This window comes from Halorussus marinus (genome assembly GCF_004765795.1).
In the GTDB taxonomy this organism is placed as follows: Archaea; Halobacteriota; Halobacteria; order Halobacteriales; family Haladaptataceae; genus Halorussus; species Halorussus marinus.
The window spans coordinates 72555-89174 of sequence record NZ_SBIV01000009.1 but is presented as its reverse complement, the minus strand read 5'-3'; the positions used below and the strand labels follow the sequence as shown (position 1 = coordinate 89174).

At 67.3% G+C, this 16620-nt stretch carries 15 protein-coding genes; 4 read left to right on the top strand and 11 right to left on the bottom strand.

The annotated features are described in order from the left end of the window. Position 1: 1 nt before the first annotated feature. The 5 genes from EPY72_RS16495 to EPY72_RS16475 all read right to left on the bottom strand — a co-directional run bounded on the left by EPY72_RS16495 (position 2) and on the right by EPY72_RS16475 (position 4238). A complete protein-coding gene (locus EPY72_RS16495; protein WP_134672126.1) occupies positions 2-883 on the bottom strand; it encodes a succinate dehydrogenase/fumarate reductase iron-sulfur subunit in 882 nt (293 codons plus the stop codon). Between the two features lies 1 nt (position 884). Continuing rightward, positions 885-1250: a succinate dehydrogenase hydrophobic membrane anchor subunit gene (locus tag EPY72_RS16490; protein ID WP_134672127.1), complete on the bottom strand. Its 366-nt coding sequence runs from the start codon at positions 1248-1250 to the stop codon at positions 885-887. A 1-nt stretch (position 1251) separates the two neighbouring features. Beyond that, positions 1252-1677: a succinate dehydrogenase, cytochrome b556 subunit gene (gene sdhC, locus EPY72_RS16485; RefSeq protein WP_134672128.1), complete on the bottom strand. Its 426-nt coding sequence runs from the start codon at positions 1675-1677 to the stop codon at positions 1252-1254. A gap of 110 nt (positions 1678-1787) precedes the next feature. Beyond that, entirely contained in the window at positions 1788-3104 is a 1317-nt protein-coding gene (locus tag EPY72_RS16480; protein ID WP_134672129.1) for a dicarboxylate/amino acid:cation symporter, read from the bottom strand. A 69-nt stretch (positions 3105-3173) separates the two neighbouring features. Next, complete coding sequence (locus EPY72_RS16475) at positions 3174-4238, bottom strand: succinylglutamate desuccinylase/aspartoacylase family protein (protein ID WP_134672130.1); 1065 nt, start codon at positions 4236-4238, stop codon at positions 3174-3176. A 187-nt stretch (positions 4239-4425) separates the two neighbouring features. On the opposite strand from EPY72_RS16475, the gene EPY72_RS16470 reads away from it, so the two are divergent. After that, positions 4426-5757 carry an ATP-grasp domain-containing protein gene (locus tag EPY72_RS16470; RefSeq protein WP_135807128.1) on the top strand — a complete coding sequence of 444 codons (1332 nt, stop codon included), beginning with the start codon at positions 4426-4428 and terminating at the stop codon, positions 5755-5757. Positions 5758-5814: 57 nt separating this feature from the next. After that, positions 5815-6423 (top strand): DNA-3-methyladenine glycosylase family protein, encoded by a 609-nt coding sequence (locus EPY72_RS16465; protein WP_135807127.1) that lies wholly within the window; start codon positions 5815-5817, stop codon positions 6421-6423. Positions 6424-6477: 54 nt separating this feature from the next. On the opposite strand, the gene EPY72_RS16460 is transcribed toward EPY72_RS16465, so the two are convergent. The 3 genes from EPY72_RS16460 to EPY72_RS16450 form a co-directional block, all read right to left on the bottom strand. Beyond that, the gene (locus tag EPY72_RS16460) at positions 6478-6843 is read right to left on the bottom strand and encodes a DUF7344 domain-containing protein (RefSeq protein ID WP_134672133.1); all 366 of its coding nucleotides are present in this window, start codon (positions 6841-6843) and stop codon (positions 6478-6480) included. 702 nt (positions 6844-7545) lie between these two features. Next, positions 7546-8817, bottom strand: coding sequence for a DUF6498-containing protein (locus EPY72_RS16455; protein ID WP_135807126.1), 1272 nt, complete (start codon positions 8815-8817; stop codon positions 7546-7548). 89 nt (positions 8818-8906) lie between these two features. After that, positions 8907-9593, bottom strand: a complete 687-nt coding sequence (locus tag EPY72_RS16450; protein WP_135807125.1) for a YqjF family protein — start codon at positions 9591-9593, stop codon at positions 8907-8909. 110 nt (positions 9594-9703) lie between these two features. Here EPY72_RS16450 and EPY72_RS16445 point away from each other — a divergent pair, with 110 nt between their 5' ends. Beyond that, on the top strand, positions 9704-11182 hold the full coding sequence (locus EPY72_RS16445; protein WP_135807124.1) for an acetyl-CoA hydrolase/transferase C-terminal domain-containing protein: 1479 nt from the start codon (positions 9704-9706) through the stop codon (positions 11180-11182). A 59-nt stretch (positions 11183-11241) separates the two neighbouring features. Here the strand turns inward: EPY72_RS16445 and EPY72_RS16440 are convergent, their stop codons facing one another. Genes EPY72_RS16440 through EPY72_RS16430 form a run of 3 tightly spaced genes read right to left on the bottom strand, consistent with a single transcriptional unit; the run spans position 11242 to position 14576 of the window. Next, positions 11242-11469: a hypothetical protein gene (locus EPY72_RS16440; protein WP_134672137.1), complete on the bottom strand. Its 228-nt coding sequence runs from the start codon at positions 11467-11469 to the stop codon at positions 11242-11244. Then, positions 11466-13457 (bottom strand): TRAP transporter permease, encoded by a 1992-nt coding sequence (locus EPY72_RS16435; RefSeq protein ID WP_135807123.1) that lies wholly within the window; start codon positions 13455-13457, stop codon positions 11466-11468. Before EPY72_RS16435 ends, EPY72_RS16440 begins: the two co-directional genes overlap by 4 nt. A 57-nt stretch (positions 13458-13514) precedes the next feature. Continuing rightward, positions 13515-14576: a TAXI family TRAP transporter solute-binding subunit gene (locus tag EPY72_RS16430; protein WP_134672139.1), complete on the bottom strand. Its 1062-nt coding sequence runs from the start codon at positions 14574-14576 to the stop codon at positions 13515-13517. Positions 14577-14856: 280 nt separating this feature from the next. Between EPY72_RS16430 and EPY72_RS16425 the strand changes: the two genes are divergently transcribed. Beyond that, positions 14857-16476: a long-chain-fatty-acid--CoA ligase gene (locus EPY72_RS16425; protein WP_135807122.1), complete on the top strand. Its 1620-nt coding sequence runs from the start codon at positions 14857-14859 to the stop codon at positions 16474-16476. Positions 16477-16620 lie beyond the last annotated feature (144 nt).

Below are 16620 nucleotides of genomic sequence, written 5' to 3'. Positions count from 1 at the left end.
TTCACCAGAATTTCAGGTTCTGCTTGACCGCTTCGCGCTTGAGCTCCTGGATGTGCTCGGTCAGCGGGATGTCCTTCGGGCAGACGTTCGTACAGGAAAACTGGGTCTGACAGCGCCAGACGCCGTGTTCCTGATCCAGGATCTTCATGCGGTGTTCCTTGAGCTCGTCTTCCTCGCGGTCGTCCATCGCGAACCGGTAGGCCTTGTTGATCGCCGCCGGGCCGAGATACTCGTTGTCCCCGGCCGCGATGTTACACGAAGACATACACGCGCCACACCAGATACAGCGCGTCGACATCTTGATCTTCTCGCGGTTCTCCCGGGACTGGCGCTGCTCTTCGAGGTCGCCGTCCGGCGTGTCGCCCTGGAAGAACGGCTCGACCGCGTGCATCTGATCGTAGAAGTGCTCCATATCGACGACCAGATCTTTCACCACGTCCTGGTGGGGGAGCGGTTCGACCCGGACCGGTCCGTCGAGGTCCGAGATCTGGGTCTGACAGCCGAGCCGCTGGCGGCCGTTGATGAAAAAGGCGTCCGAGCCACAGACCGCCTGCCGACACGAGTGACGGAAGGTCAGGGTCGTGTCGTAGTGGTCGCGGGCGTAGATGAGCGCATCGAGGACCGTCATCCCCTTCTCGCGGGGGACGGTGAAGTCGTCGAACCGCGGCTCCATCTTCCCCTCGACCTCGGGGTCGTAGCGGAACACCTTCAGCCGGAAGGTGTCTCCCTCGATCTCGCCGACCGGCTCGGACGCGACCCGCTGGTCGCTGGCCGTTCGTTTGGCCTCGCGGCGCCGGTCGCCCGGCGACTCGCGCTCGACCGGCGCTGTCTCGGTCTCGGTCTCGGTCGCCTCTTCGGATTCTTCTTGGATTTGCGTACTCATGTTACATCACTCCGGACATCACGAGCGCGACGTAGGTTCCCTGTGCGGCCAGCGCGAGGCCGGCGATCGCGAGCACGCCCTTCACCGCGCGCTTTTTCGTGCCCGTGAGTCCCTGATTCAACAGCGCGGCGTAGACGCCGTTGACGCCGTGGAACGTCGCGGTCAGCAAAAACAGTACCATCGTGAGGAGATAGCCCCACTGCTCCATCCGGGCGCTGGTCCCCGCGAACGTCACTTCGGAGGCGTGGTTGACGAAGTGGAGCAGGAAGAAGTGAAACGCCAGAACGACGACTAAGAACGCGGCGGTGACCCGCTGGAACAGCCACGATCGACTGCCGCTCCGGAACGAGGAGTAGCGCTCGGCCATCTCAGAACACCCCTTCCAGGAACGTCGGCACCGACGCCAACACGATGGCGGCGGTGACTACCAGCGACGCGTAGAAGCTCTTGTCCTGTGCTTCGAGGCCGACGCCGAGGTCCACGAACAGCAGGCGGACGCCGTTGAGTATGTGGAAGACGGCGACCGCGAGCAGTCCGACCTCCAGAACGCGGACGAGCGCGAGGCTTTCGAGCCCCTGGAGCGTCGTCGTGTAGACGTCGGTCTCGGCGGCGATGACGCCCGACGCGGCGTTCGACGCCGGGAGCGCGGTACTCAGGACGGCGATGTGCGTGAACAGGTAGCCGACGAGTACCCACCCGGTAAACTTGTGAAGTATCCAGGCCCACATCCCGGCCGTGAACTCCCGCCACCGGCCGAAGTCTTCGACGAGGCCTCGATTGTACGATTGACTCATACTTGTCCGTTCGGGTGGTTGGACTGTGGGCAAATAGAAGTTACGAGACCCGCGCCGGGGAAACGGATCGGAAATCCGCGATGCGACGGGGGAATCAGAGCCTAAACCAATCAGTCGTCTGAAACAGACGCCGCGGCGCCACCGGCCTCGGACCCGCGGGCCCACGCGCCCGATCCGAAGTCGATCGCGTCGTTCCACTTGGCCGCCAGCGACGACACTGCGAGGTCGCCGGTCACGTTGTTCATCGTGGCGATCCGACCGAGGATCGGGTCGACGCCAGCCACGAAACCGACGATTTCCAGCGGGAGCCCGAGCGCCTCGAGGATGATCGTGAGCATGATCAACCCCGCACCGGGTACGCCCGCGGTGCCGACGCTGATGAGGACCACGGTCGCCAGCACCACGATCTGATCGCCGATCCCGAGCGAAACCCCGACCAAGTTAGCGGCGAAAACTGCCGTTACCGCCTGCCGGATCGCCGCCCCGTCCATGTTGATGGTCGCCCCGAGCGGTAGCGAGAAGCCGTAGACGCTCTCGTCGATGCCGAGGTTGTCCTCGGCGTCCGCGATGGTGACCGGGAGCGTCCCGCTCGACGACCGGATCGAGAAGGCGGTCACCATCGCGTCTTTGGCCCCGTCGAGGAACGCGAGCGGCGACTGACCGAGCAGTCCGACGACGACGAGCCCGAGGTAGGTGACCGCGATGTGGACCGCGATCCCGAGCGCGATCGCTCCCACGAGCGTCGCCAGCGAGAGCGCGGCCTCGACGCCCGAGGAGCCGAGCGACGCCGCCGTCAGTGCGAACACGCCGATCACGCCGTACTCCATCACGCCCCAGACGACTTTGAACAGCGCCTCGGTGGCGGCGTTCGCGAGCGCGAAGAACGTCTCGGCGCCCTCCCGTATCGCCTCGTCGTCGGCGGTGTCGCGCACGATCGCGAGCGCGAGGCCGAACACGACCGCGAAGAAGATCGTCGCCAGGAGGTCGCCCGACGCCATCGCGCCGAGGGGGTTCTCGGGCACGATGCCGAGCACGACCTCCGCGACCGAGGGGGCGCTCGCCGACTGGGCCTCCCCGCCCGTGAACTCGACGCCTCGGCCGGGCTGGACGAGGTTTGCGACCGCCAGTCCGATCGCGGCCGCGATGGCGGTCGTGACCGCGTAGAGGCCGACGACGGTGCCTCCGACGCGTCCGAGCTTCGACGGCGAGAGCTTCTGCATCCCCGAAAGGAGCGTGAACACCACCAGCGGGACGACCAGCATCCGAAGCAGGTTCAAAAACAGTTCGCCGAGCGGCCGGACCACCGTGGCGCGCTCGCCGACCGAGAGCCCGACGAGCGCGCCGAGCAGGAAGCCGGCCGCGATCCGATACACGATCGGCACCGACCGGTACCGATGCCATCCGCGTCTGAGCGTTTTCGTACTCATCCCGGCTCGGCGTTGTCACCGGTCGACCCAGTCCGTGACGGTCCCGACGAAACTGGCCGCCGTCTGTGACTATCGGCTCTCGGGCGGGGGCGGGACGTCGCCGTCGTCCTCCGGGCCGGTCCGGGCCCGCTCGCGCTTGAGCGCCCGCCGGGTGTCGGCCGCGAGTTCGACCATGTGACACAGCGGGTTGCCCGGGTAGACGACCGGGTTCTCGAGCACGCCCACCAGCAGTCCGGTAAAGGGCGCCTCGACTCGCTCGCTGTCGGTCTTGAACGGGTTCGTGATGGTGCAGACGGTGTCGCCCTCGTAGACCAGCGAGCCCCGATCGTGGTGCATCTCGACGAGGCCGCCGGCGTCGGCCCGCAGCCACGTCTTTTCTTTCTCGTCGTCGATCACGGTCCGCCAGCCGGGCCACCGGACGGCGTCGGTACGGTGGACGCCGTACTCCGCGAGGACGCTCGCGACCCCCTCCAGTCCGCGGTCGATGAACTGGCGCTGGAACCGGTGGGCCTCTCCCATCTCGATGGTGATGGTCGGGACGCCGTACTCGCTGGTCTCGCGACGGAGCGTCCCCGAGGGCCCCTGCGAGGAGATGATGACGTTCGAGCCGAATGCCCGAGCGAGCCGGGCCACGTCCGGGTCGTCCATGTCCGCCCGGACGTGGAGCATGTTCGTGCGCCCGCGCGTGGAGGTGTGAAAGTCGAGCCCGATGTCACAGGGTGCGAGGAAGTTCCGGAAGATCTGGTGGGCCATGCGTTTGGCGCTGGTCGAGTCGACCCGTCCGGGGAACGACCGGTTCAGGTCCCGGTCGTAGATGGGGAGGTACCGCTCCTGTGCGAGAAAGCCCGGGACGTTCAACACCGGGAGACAGACCAGCGTGCCACAGAGCTCGTCGTGGTTCCACTCCTGGGCGACCTCCCGGACGACCTCGATACCGTTGAGTTCGTCGCCGTGAGCGGCCGCCGAGAGGAACACGGTCGGCCCCGGCTCCGCGCCGTTGACGATGGTGACGGGAATCCGCACCGGGTCGCCCAGATACGTCTCGCTGATGCCGTACCGGATGTTCTGGGTCTCGCCCGGTTCGACGATTCCGCCGTTGTACGTGAACGCGTCGTCGGCGTCCGACCCGGCCATACCTACCTCTCTGACCCCGCCCTATTTAAGGGTGGGTGGAAGCGCCGAGCGGTCGAGGCCGACGCCGCCGAGTAACGACGGCTTTCGGCCGGCCGGACCGCTCGCGTCCCGGCGTTCGAGCGGTCGGTCGCCGGTTCCGCCGAGGTGGGGGCCTTTTTAAGAGATGGCGTCCAATACTCCCGTACAGATGAGCAACGACCGGTCCGGCGTGCGCGTAGGCGTCCTCAGCCTCCACAACAGCAAGGAGACGAAAGCGATTCTGAACGCGATCGAAGACCTCGGCCACGAGCCGTTCTGGCTCAGAGAGGAGAACACCGCGGTCTCGATCGAGGACGGGTCGGTCGAGCTCGAACCCGACGTCGACGTCGTGATGAACCGACTCCTGTTGTCGAACACCGAACAGCCGTCCGAGGCGCTCGGACTGGCGAAAATCTACGATGCGGCTCGGCCGGTTCTCAACGGACCCGGCGCGGTGATGACCGCGATCCACAAGTTCTCGACCGCGACCGCGCTCGCGGAGGCCGACATCCCGGTCCCGGACGCGTTGCTCGCGCTGTCGAACGACCGGCTCAACGACGGCCGCGGGGAGTTCGGCGACGAAGCGGTGTACAAGACCGCGATCGGCACCCACGGCGGCGGGACGTGGAAGGTCGGCCCCGACGAGCTGGTGAACCCCCGAGTCGGCGACCGGCAGGCGTTCCTCCAGGAGCTCATCGAGCGCGACGAGGGCGAACACCGCGACCTCCGGGTGTACGTCGTCGGCGACCGGATCGTCGGGGCGATGAACCGCTACGCGCCCGACAACGACTGGCGGACCAACGTCGCGCTCGGGGGCAACGTCGAGGACGCGACCGATCGCCTCCCGCGTGAGGTCGCGGACCTCGCCCGGGACGCGGCCGACACCATCGGCCTCGACTGCGCCGGCGTCGACCTGATCGAGGGCCACGACGGCTGGTACGTCCTCGAAGTCAACCCCACCGCGGGGTTCAAGGGGCTGTTCAAGGCCACGGGTCGGAGCGCCGCGCCGTACATCGCCCAACTCGCCATCGAGCGGGCCGGCGGCGCGGTCGACGAGGCGACGGTCGAGAACCTGACGGCGACGCTCGACGACTCGGTCCCGGCGTGCAAGCCGATGCCCAAGGACATCGCGTCGGGCGATCCGATCGTGATCGGCTACACCGAGGAGGTCATCGTGAGCGGCACCAGCGGGTCGGAGAACATCGTCGCCAAGTCCGACACCGGAGCCACCCGGACCAGCATCGACACCCAACTCGCCGCCAAGATCGGCGCGGGCCCGATCAAGTCCATCGCCCGGGTCAAGTCCGGCTCCAGCAAGTCGAGCCGGTCGCGACCGGTCGTCGACGTGGTGATCGGCGTCGGCGGGAACCGCCACACCGTGACCGCGAGCGTCGAGGACCGCGGCCACATGGAGTACCCGGTGTTGCTGGGTCGGGACATCCTGAAACACTACCAGGTGAACGTCCAAAAGCGGGTCGACTACGAAGAGTCCGAGGAGTGACGGCGCCCGCGACCGGAAGCCACACCCTCATTTGGCTCCGGTCCGTACGGTCGGGCGATGACGGCCGACCCCAACGAGGCACTGCGCGCCGATGCCGATCTGGGTCCGTTCGTAGAGGCGCACGGCCCGCTGACCATCGAGCCCGCCGACGACTTCTTCTGGCGGTTCGTGGTGTCGGTGCTCCGCCAGCAGGTGTCGATGGCGTCGGCGGCCGCGACCCGCGAGCGCCTTGAAGCCGCGGTCGAGACGACCCCCGAGGGCGTGCTCGCGGCCGACGAACAAGTCCTCCGGGACGCGGGGCTCTCCCGACAGAAGACCGACTACGTGCGGAACATCGCGGCGGCGTTCCGCGACCGGGGCTACACCAAGGAGTTTTTCGCCGAGATGACCGACCAGGAGGTCGTCGCCGAACTCACCGCGATCACGGGCGTCGGGGAGTGGACCGCCAACATGCAACTCATGTTCTCGCTCGGGCGTCCGGACGTGTTCCCGGTCGGAGATCTGGGGATCCGGAAGGGGATGGCGTCGCTCTACGGCGACCTCACGCGGGCCGAGATGGTAGAGCGCGCCGAGCGGTGGGCGCCCTACCGCAGTTACGCCAGCCTCTATCTCTGGCGCGTCGAGGAAGACGTGACCGAGAGCGTCAGCGAAGTTCGGCGCGAGTGAGTCGGACGACCCATCTCAGAGGAAGAGACCGACCGGACGCCAGCGGGCGACCGATTACGCGACGTTCTCGGCTTCGGCCGCCAGATCGAGGTACTCCTCGACCGGCGAACTGTCGCCGTCGGTGAGCCGGACCAGTTCCGAGTCGGGGTCGAACGAGACGACCCCCGCGTTCTCCATCCGGGGAAGATGGCTGTGGTAGAGGGCCGTTCGGACGTGGTCGGTCTCGGCGTCGTCGTCCCGCGACGCGACCGCCTCGGCCAACTCGTCGAGCGCCATCGCGGAGCTGTGGCGTCGGAGGGTGTAGAGGACGTACCGGCGACGACGATCCGAGAGGAGATCGAGCGTCGCGTCGAGCGTCGGCGAGATGCCACCCTCGCTCGCGTACTCGTCGGGCGCGTCCGAGGTGTCCACGTTCATCATGTAATAATACCGTTCTCATTCCGGGTCAAAAAGTACGCACCCTAAACAGTTAGGCGTCGGGTCGGGCAACGTTTAACCGCGGCGGGCGCCAACTCCGAGCGCGTACCTCAAGTCCCCGCCCGAGCGAACCCACACGGGAGCGATGACAGCGCGGAGAACCCGGGTGCGCGACAGTACGGGCCGGCGCCACCTCACGGCGCCTGCTGGCCGGTCACACCGGCCCGATTCGCGACACGTCACGCCGCGACGGGCGGGTCGGCACCGCCGGCCCGCCGCTCGGTGCAGCACAGCACCCGCCCGGCACGAGGGTTTGCCAGCCGACTCGGCGCGCCGCCAGGGATGACGCTGGAGGTTAGTGTTCCGGGCGTACATTCCGACCTCTTGTAGCGCTCGCTTCGCTCGCTTGCAAAAGCTCGACCAAAATCTCTCCGCTCCAGTGCGCCTTCGGCGCGTAGTCGCTCGTCGGCCTCGCGCTCACATCCGTTCCGCCAGCGAATCGGCGACCTTCCGGATCCTTCGGACCGAACGATTGTCGATTCTATCTCCGCCGAACCTACTAACAGACCTTCGCCCGGTAGTGCTCCGAGCGCACATTTTGCTCCCGACGAGCCCTCGCCACGGCTCCCGAGACGCAGGTTCGGTCGGGGACGGAGCCGTGACGGGGTTGGTCGGTCGGAATCGCCCGGTGTCGAGAGCGGGCGATCACTCCTTCGGTCGATCCGGGCGTCGATCGAACGCTTCGAGTACCGGCGCGACGTCCGGGAGCCGGGCGAGTCGCAGTTCCTCGTCGTCCCCGAGTTCGATGACGAGCGTCCGCGTCCCGAGTCGCTCGTCGAGCCAGTCGCGCTCGATCCGGAGTCCGGTCTCGTCCCACGGCTCGACCCGCCAGAGGGTCGTTCGGAACAGCCGGTCGGACGCGACGACCGCGTCGCCGTCGGTCCGGTACTCCACGGCGCCATACCGCAGCCAGTAGTCGGCCTGCAAGAGCGCTCCCGGGACGAGAACCGCACCGAGAGCGAGCGCTCCCGCGATCGTCCACGCCCGTCCGGTCGCGAACAGGAGCGCGACGAGGAGGACCGGCACGCCGACGAGCGCCGCGCCGGGCCGTCGCCGGACGCGCGCGAGACCGCCGAGCAGTCGCCCCCAGAGCGCTGGCCGAATCCGGGACGCGTTCGAGGCCAGCGACCCGTCGACCGGCTCGTCCGTCGGCGGCTCGTACGCCCACCCGAACAGCACGTTCGTCGACTCGTCGAACGCGACCAGCCGATCGCGGTAGACCCCCGCCAGATCGAAGCCGAACTTGACGACGACGAGTCCGAGCAACAGCGGGGCGCCGACGACTCCGGGTTCGAGCGCGGCGATCGGTTCGTCGGTCGCGACCGAGTCGCTGGCGAGACCGATCATCGTAACGGTGAACAGCCCGCCCAGAGCTATCGCGGCACCGCGAACGAACACGCCCTGAATCGCGGTCTGTGCGCTGTGCTCGCGGTACTCGCCCCCGTAGAAGTACTCCCGGAGCGTCTGGGCGCCCTCGCCGACGAGGATGCCCAACGCGCCGAGAATCACCGTCTCCAGCGCCCCCGGATCCGGCGGCTCGCCGAGGACGCCCACCGTCACCGCCCCGGCGAACAGCCAGACCATCGCGAGCATCGGGACCGCGGCGACGAGGACGGGGAGCGTCGAGAGCTGAACACCGAGGCCGGTCCCCGGAATCGAGAGCGACGCCCGCCTGCGTTCGAGCGCGCCGACGATCAGCGGGTCGCCGTCGAACTCCGACGGTCGCCCCGCGAAGATCGCTCGAACGACAGCGAACAGACACATGATCCCGAGTTCGAGCCAGTAGAGCAAAACGAGCGCCGCCGCGTCCCATCCGAGCACGCCGATTCCGGCCATCGGGACGGCGTTCGCGACGCCGACGGCGACCAGTGCCGGCCGCGGAGCGATCGCTCGAAGTCGGGCGACGCCGGGCACCATTCGGTCGAACGTCCGACCGTGCGCTCATAAATCCCGCGTTCGCTCGTCGACGCGGCCTGCGTCTCGTCGGTCGGCGACCGCTCCGAGAGCTACGCCCGCTCGCTTCGAGAGGCGACCACGTCGAGGCCCGGGCTGTAGTAACACACCGGGTCGGCGTCAGGAGTCCCGAAACCGTTGGCCGAAAACAGCGTGTTCGTCTCGACGTCGGCGGCCGCGGGATAGAGCGTCCACGGGTCGTGGTCGACGTCGGTGTATCGGATCGTCCCGTCCGGGGCCTGCGTGTAGAACCGATAGCGCTCGGTGAGAAACGCGGCCAACGAGTCTTCGGACGCCGAGAAGGGCTCGCCGGTCGGCCAGTAGCTCGCCTCGTAGTGGACGGGACGAGCGCCGGGATGGCGCCGCCGGCTACTGAATCTGATCCGGCCGTCGGCCCGCTCGAGCGAGATTCGTGCGTAGTAGTAGGGCAGATGCTGGAACAATCGGGCGCCGAGGACGCTCACGACTCCCTGCGCGTCGAGGCTGTAGAAGTAGACGCTCGGAACGCCGTCGCGGGTGACGTACGTCCGGAGATTGAGCTCAGGGAGCCTGATTCCGAGTCGCTCGGGGACGCCGCTCGGTCGAACGGCGACGTTGGTGAACGGGACCACCGAGAGCCACGCCGATCCGTCGTGGACGTCGGGTGTTAGCCCGTCGGGGAGGTGAGCGTCGACGAGGTCGGGGTCGACCGGCCAGTTCTCGAACAACAGGTGGCGCCATCCCATCTCCAGCGGGACCATACTGTCTCTCGGGAACTCGGAGGAAAATACCTTTTGACGAGTCGTAACGGTGAGCTCGTCGGTATCGGAAGTTCCAACCCACCGCCGACCGTTTAGGGGCGTGTCCACACATGACGCACAATACGCGACCCGAGCCGGGTACCGTCGACCGACGCCTCTACGGCGATCCGACGAGGCTCGACGCCGAGACCGCGGCCGCCGGGATCGACGCCGACGCGACGGTGCTCACCGGCGGCTTCGGGAGCGTCGGCTACCCCAAGCTGATACCGCTCGCGCTCGCGGAATCGGACCGCGATCTGTCGCTGACGCTCGTGAGTAGCGGGAACGTCGGCGCGGAGATCGACGTCGACCTCGTCGAGTCGGGGGCCGTCGACCGGCGGTTCTCCTACCAGTCGTCGTCGGTCGCCCGCGCGAAGACCAACGCCCGCGAGATCGCGTTCGGCGACCGGAACGCCTCTGCGATCGGCGACGAGGTCCAGTACGGCGGGCTGGTCGACCCCGACGTCGCGGTCGTGGAGGCGATCGCGGTCGGCGAGGGGTGGTTCGTTCCCTCGACGTCGCTCGGGCAGGTGCCGGCGTTCGTCGAGGCGGCCGATCGGCTGGTGATCGAACTCAACCGCGCCCAGCCCCTCGAACTACAGGCGCTCCACGACGTCTATCGGCCGGGGGCGCCGCCCGACCGCGAGCCGATCCCGCTGGCCGATCCCGGCGGCCGGATCGGCGACCCGTTCGTCGAGTTCGAGCCGGAGACGCTGGTCGGGGTCGTCGAGACCGACCGCGCCGACGACACCTACACTTTCCGGGACCCGACCGACGACGATCTGGCGGTCGCGGCCAATCTCGGGGCGTTTCTCGCCGACGAGCTGGCGCGCTCGGCCGCGTTCGACGACGCGGTCCACCTCCAGTTCGGCGTCGGCTCGCTCGGCAACGCGCTGATGGGCGAGCTGAAGGAACTGGACTTCGGTGACCGGGACGTGGTGTACTTCGGCGAGGTCGTCCAGGACGGACTGTTCGACATGCTCGATGCGGGCCGGCTGGCGTCCGCGAGCGCGACCTCGCTGGCGCTCACCGACGAGGGCCAGCGTCGGCTGTTCGACGACGTCGAGCGCTACGCCGAGGACGTCGTCCTCCGACCGGCCGACGTCTCGAACCACCCGGGGCTCATCGACCGGTTCGGAGTCGTCGGCGTCAACAGCGCCGTCGAAATCGACATCTACGGCAACGTCAACTCGACCCACGCCCGCGGGACCCGGATGATAAACGGGATCGGCGGGTCGGCCGACTACAACCGGAACGCGCTGGTGTCGGTCTGTGCGCTCCCCTCGACGCTGAAGGGCGGAGAGATCTCTCGGGTGGTCCCGATGGCGTTCCACGTCGACCACACCGAACACGACATCGACGTGTTCGTGACCGAACAGGGCGTCGCCGACGTGCGGGGGCTCGCGCCGGTCGAGCGCGCCGAATTGATCGTCGAGGAGTGTGCTCACCCGTCGTTCGCGCCCGAACTCCGGGCATACCTCGACGACGTCCGGGAACAGGACGGCCACATCCCCCACGACGTGGCGCGGGCCGCGGAGTGGCACGAGTAGCGAATCGGACGGCGGCGCGACGCCCAGTCGGACCGCGCTCGGGGCTCGCCCGCCCGATCTCACCCCGTGAGGTAGAGGAACAGCCAGTAGAGGTAGCCCGCGGCGAGCGCCGCCCCGAGGATCGCCTCCATCGCCTTGGTGTAGGTGTCCCCGTGGCGTCGCCGGAACGCCTGGAACGACTCGACCCGGCCCCACACCGGGTCCAACTGGTCGGGCAGCACCTCGCCCAGTCCGCCGACGTCCTCGGTGTCGACCTGCTCTTCGGGATCATCCTGGGAGGTACTCATTGACCCACCCCCTTGAGGAAGGGCAACTGGAGCCCCCTCGTCACGACCTTCTCGGCGACGAACACCGCGACGAACACCGCGATACCCGCCAGCTTGAACAGTCGGCCGGGATAGACCATCACGAACAGCCCGAGCCCGGTCAGTCCGGCCCGAAGACCGATCCGCCGGCCGGGCCGCATCTCGAAGGGGTAGTTCAGCCCGTAGATCAGCGACAGGCCGCCGACCAGCACCATCGACCCGACCACCGCGTTGTCGAGGCCGACCGACAGCGAGACGAGCTCGGGGTTGTAGACGAACGCGACCGGGAGGACGAAAAGCGGCGCGGCGATCTTGATCGCGACCCCGCAGGTCCGCCAGAAGTTCGCGCCCGCGATGCCGGCCGCGACCACCGCCGCGGTCGCGACCGGTGGGGTGATCCCCGCGAGGATCGCGGCGTAGAACACGGTGTAGTGGGCCGAGATCTCGGTGATCCCGAAGTCGGCGATGAGCGTGGGCGCGATCAGGATGGCGACGATGACGTAGGCGGCGACGGTGGGCATCCCGACGCCCATCAGGATCGAGACCGCCATCGCGAGCAACACCGCGAACAACAACACCCCGCCCGAGAGGTTGATCAAAAGCAGCGCGATCTTCGCGGGGACGCCGGTCGTCCCGAAGATGTTGACCACGCCGCTGATGACGACCAGAATGATCGCGATCGGCGCGAGGATGATCGCGCCCCGTCGGAACCCGCCGACGGTGTTTCGAACCTGCGTGAGGAGCTCCCCGACAGGCGAAACCTCGGAGCCGTCGACGGCGCGCTGGACCGTCGGCATCAGGACGCCGGTAAGCACCATCGCGACGATCGTGTACAGCGCGGCGGTCATCACGGTGAACTGCGCGACCCCGAGCAGGTAGATCAGGACGAAAAACGGGACGCCGAACCGGACCCCCTCGAAGAGCTTCTGCTTCGAGGAGAGCTCGTCGTCGAAGAACTCGGAGAACTCCATGTCCTGACTGCTCGCGTCGCTGATCGCGACGTAGTGGACCGCGACCGCGATGCAGGCGACCAGGATCGCCGCCGGGATCAGCCCCGCGACCACGATGTCGATGTACGGGACGCCCAGATACGACGCCATCACGAACGCGGAGGCGCCCATGACCGGCGGGAGGACCTGCCCGGACGTCGAGGCGACCGACTCGATGGCGGCCGCGCGGTGGCCCGCCATCCCGCTGTCTTGCATCGTCGGGATGGTGAACGAACCGGTCATCGCGGCGTTGGCGGTGTACGAGCCGTTGATCGAGCCGATGACCGCCGACGCCAGCACCGCGGTCTGGGCCACCCCGGACTTGATGTGGCGGGCCGCCACGATGGCGACCCGGAGGATGAGGTCGAACGCGCCGTACGCGAACAGCAGGCCGGCGTACAGCAAGAACGGGGCGATCCACGAGGCGGTGAGCTGGGTCAGACTCCCGTAAAAGCCGTAGAGATCGGTGACGGTCGCCTGCAGAAGCGTCAGCTCGCTCATGCCGGCGTGACCGAGCACGCCCGGCACGTAGTTGCCGTAGACCCCGTAGAGCATCACCCCCGCGACCAGCCCGAGAAAGAGGTTTCCGAACTCCCGCCAGGTGAGATACAGCAACGAGAGGATGATGAGCCGCGCGAGCATGTACTCGTGGTCGAGCGCGTACCCCTGCCGGAGGAGATAGACGTCCTGAAAGTTCGACGCGAAGTACACCGACGCCGTGATGAGGACGATCGAGGTCGGCAACAGCACCGCGGTGTCGACCCAGTCGCCCTCCTCGAGCGCCTGCCGGCTCTGGTCGATGGCGTACACCGTCATGATTCCGCCGACGAAGATGACGGCGTACTTGACGTTCGACATCTGCTGGTTGTACGACCAGTTGAGGACGATCGCCCAGAACACGACCGCGGCGATCGTGACCGTCACGTCGAGGCCCCCGAGGAATCTGGTCGTTAGGGTGGCTCGGTCTGTCTCTGAACTCATAGTGTCTGTGAACAGGTTCGCCCCTCCGGAGAGGGGCTCTCGTCGCGCCGCCGTGGTTTACTCGCCGACCTGGAGGTCGTCGTTCCAGGCGTCGTTGTCCTTGTAGTACTGAGCGGCGCCGGGGTGGACCGGGAGCCGCTCGATCGCCGAGGCGTGCATCTCGCTCACCGACTCGAAGTCGTTGAACTGCTCTTCGGCCTCGTTGACCGTCTCGTTGTGCTCGTCGACGACCCGACACAGTTCGTAGACCGCGTCCTCGCTCGCGGCCGGGTTGAACGTGTAGTTGACCTGGAGGTCCCAGGTGAACACCTCGTCGGTGCCGATGTCCTGATCCATGCTCCAGTCGTCGTAGGCCGTCCGGCTGGTCCCCGCTCCGTCGTAGGACTCGGCGGACTCGATGAGCGCGTCGGTCGGCTCGACGTAGTGGACGTCGACCCGGGAGGCGAACTCCCGGACCCAGCCGGTGTATCTGACTCCCGGCGTGCCGTACGCGATGGCGGCGTCGATCCGGCCTTCTTCCATCGCGCCCGGCGCGGAGTCGACGCCCATGTTCTGGAGGTTCATCTGCTCGAACACGTCGGCGGTCGGCTCCTGGGACCACACGTCGAGGGTGGTCGCCCGGGTCGAGTAGCCCGGTTCGGCCGGGTAGACGTTCGCGCCCGCCAGATCGTCGAACGTCTCGATGTCGGTGCCGTCGCGCGCGACGACGTAGATGCTGTACGGGAACGCGTAGAATCCGTAGTAGGGCACCTGATCGACCGACTGTTCGGAGAACCGCCCGCGGTCGTCCATCGCCTTCGTCAGCGAGTTGTTGTCCGTGATGCCGGCGTTGAACTGCCCCTGGGCCATCCGGAAGATGGTCCCGATGTAGCCCGGACTCTCGATCGTCGAGTAGTCGAGCGCGTCGCTGTGCTGGCTGACCGCGCGTTCGACCGCGAGTCCGACGTCGCGAGTGCCGCCCGCCGACGTCCCGACCCGGAGCGACAACTGTTGGCCGTCGCCGCCGTCGCCGTCCGTCGTGGTCTCTTGAGCACCGGTCGTCGTACTGGTCAGTCCGATGACGCCGGCAGTTGCCGCCCCGTGCAAGAAGTGTCGTCGTTGTATCCCGTCCCCCGCCATAGCCACCAGTGATAACATCTGGCACGCTTAACAACGTCACTATCAGTTACGATAGACGTTCGTCGATGATGTATGACACGTCGAGTCGGATTCGATCTGCGCTCTGGCCCAGTCGACCGAACTCGGACGGCCACGGCGACGCCCGGCGCCCGAGCCCGGAGTTCCATCGTAAGGATCAAACTGCTAACGGCTACGATCGTTAGCGAATAGGCCGATTAGGTCCAATATCGGTTCGGGTCGGGGCAACGCTTTAGAGGGTGACCTCCGATACGTACCCTATATGGCAGATATTGCCACGCACGTACGATCGGTCGCGGAGGAACACCCCGACGAAGTCGCGCTCTCGTATCAGGGCCGGGAGACGACCTACGAGGACTTCTGGTCGCGAACTGGACAGTTCGCCGCCGCGCTGGACGACCGCGGGGTCGGCGAGGGCGACCGGGTGGGGATCTATCTCCCGAACCTCCCGCAGTTCGTGACCGCGTTCCACGGGACGCTCCGGGCGGGCGGCGTCGTGGTCCCGATGAACCCCCAGTACAAGTCACGGGAGATCAGCCACCTGCTCGAGGACAGCGAGGCGCGGACGGTCGTGACCCTCTCGGACCTCGTCCCGTTCGTCGAGGAGGTCCGGGCCGACACGGCGGTCGAACACGTCGTCACCGTGGGCGAGGCGGTCGATTCGGGCACCGACTTCGAGGCGTTTCTCGCCGACGACGAACTCGAGGCGGTCGAGCGCGACGACGAGGACCTGGCGGTCCAGCCCTACACCAGCGGGACGACCGGTCGACCGAAGGGCGTCCAGCTCACCCACCGAAATCTCGCGTCGAACGCCCAGACCGCGGCCGATCTGGTCCCCGACGGCATCCGGACCGACGACAAGCAACTGGGCGTGCTCCCGCTGTTTCACATCTACGGGATGACGGTGGTGATGAACGCGACCCTGTTCAACGGCGGCGCCTACTACCCGCTCCCCGAGTGGGACGCCCAGCAGGCGCTCTCGCTCGTCGAGGACGAACGACTCACGCTGATGCACGGCGTCCCCGCGATGTACAACGACGTGATAAATCAGCCCAACGCCGCGGAGTTCGACCTCTCGTCGCTCCGGCTCGCGGGCGTCGGTGGCTCGGGAATCCCGATCGAAGTCCTCCGGCGGTTCGAGGAGCTCTACGACGTGAAGATCTACGAGGGGTACGGCCTGACCGAGACCAGTCCCGTGACCCACTTCAACAGCCCCGAGGCCGGACGCCGGGTCGGCAGTATCGGCAAGTCGCTGGACGGCGTCGACGCGAGGATCGTCGACGGGAGCTTCGAGGAGCGTCCGCCGGTCGAGGCGGGCCCGGTCGACGAGGAGGAGACCGATCTCGACGAGATCACCGGAGAGTTGGTCGTCGCCGGACCGAACGTGATGAAAGGTTACTACGACCTCCCGGAGGCCAACGCGGAGGCGTTCACCGACGCCGACGGCAAGCGGTGGTTCCACACCGGCGACATCGGCTACTGGGACGAGGACGGCTTCTTCTACGTCGTCGACCGGAAGAAACACATGATCAACACCGCCGGCTACAACGTCTACCCCCGCGAGGTCGAAGAGCTCCTGTTCGAACACGAGGCGGTCGCCGACGCCGCGGTCGTCGGGATTCCGGACGAGCGGCGGGGCGAGACCGTGAAGGCGTTCGTCGTCCCCGCGAGCACCGCGAGTGGGGGCTCGTCGGACGGTGAGTCTGACGGTGTGCCGGTGCCCGACGTCGACGTGACTCCCGACGAACTCAAGCAGTACTGCCTCGACAACCTCGCGGAGTACAAACACCCCCGCGAGGTCGAGTTCGTCGAGGAACTCCCGCGGACCACGACCGGGAAAGTCCAGAAGTACGAACTCCGGGATCGCGACGAGGATGAGTAGCGCCGACACCCGGTTCGTGCCCTCGACCGTCTCGGTGACCCCGGGGCCGAGACAGTTCGCCCCGACAGAACCGCGGTGGCTCGCAGGGCGACCGCGGCGCCCTTTGGAAGGACAACCCTCTTAACGCACTCCCGGAAACCTACC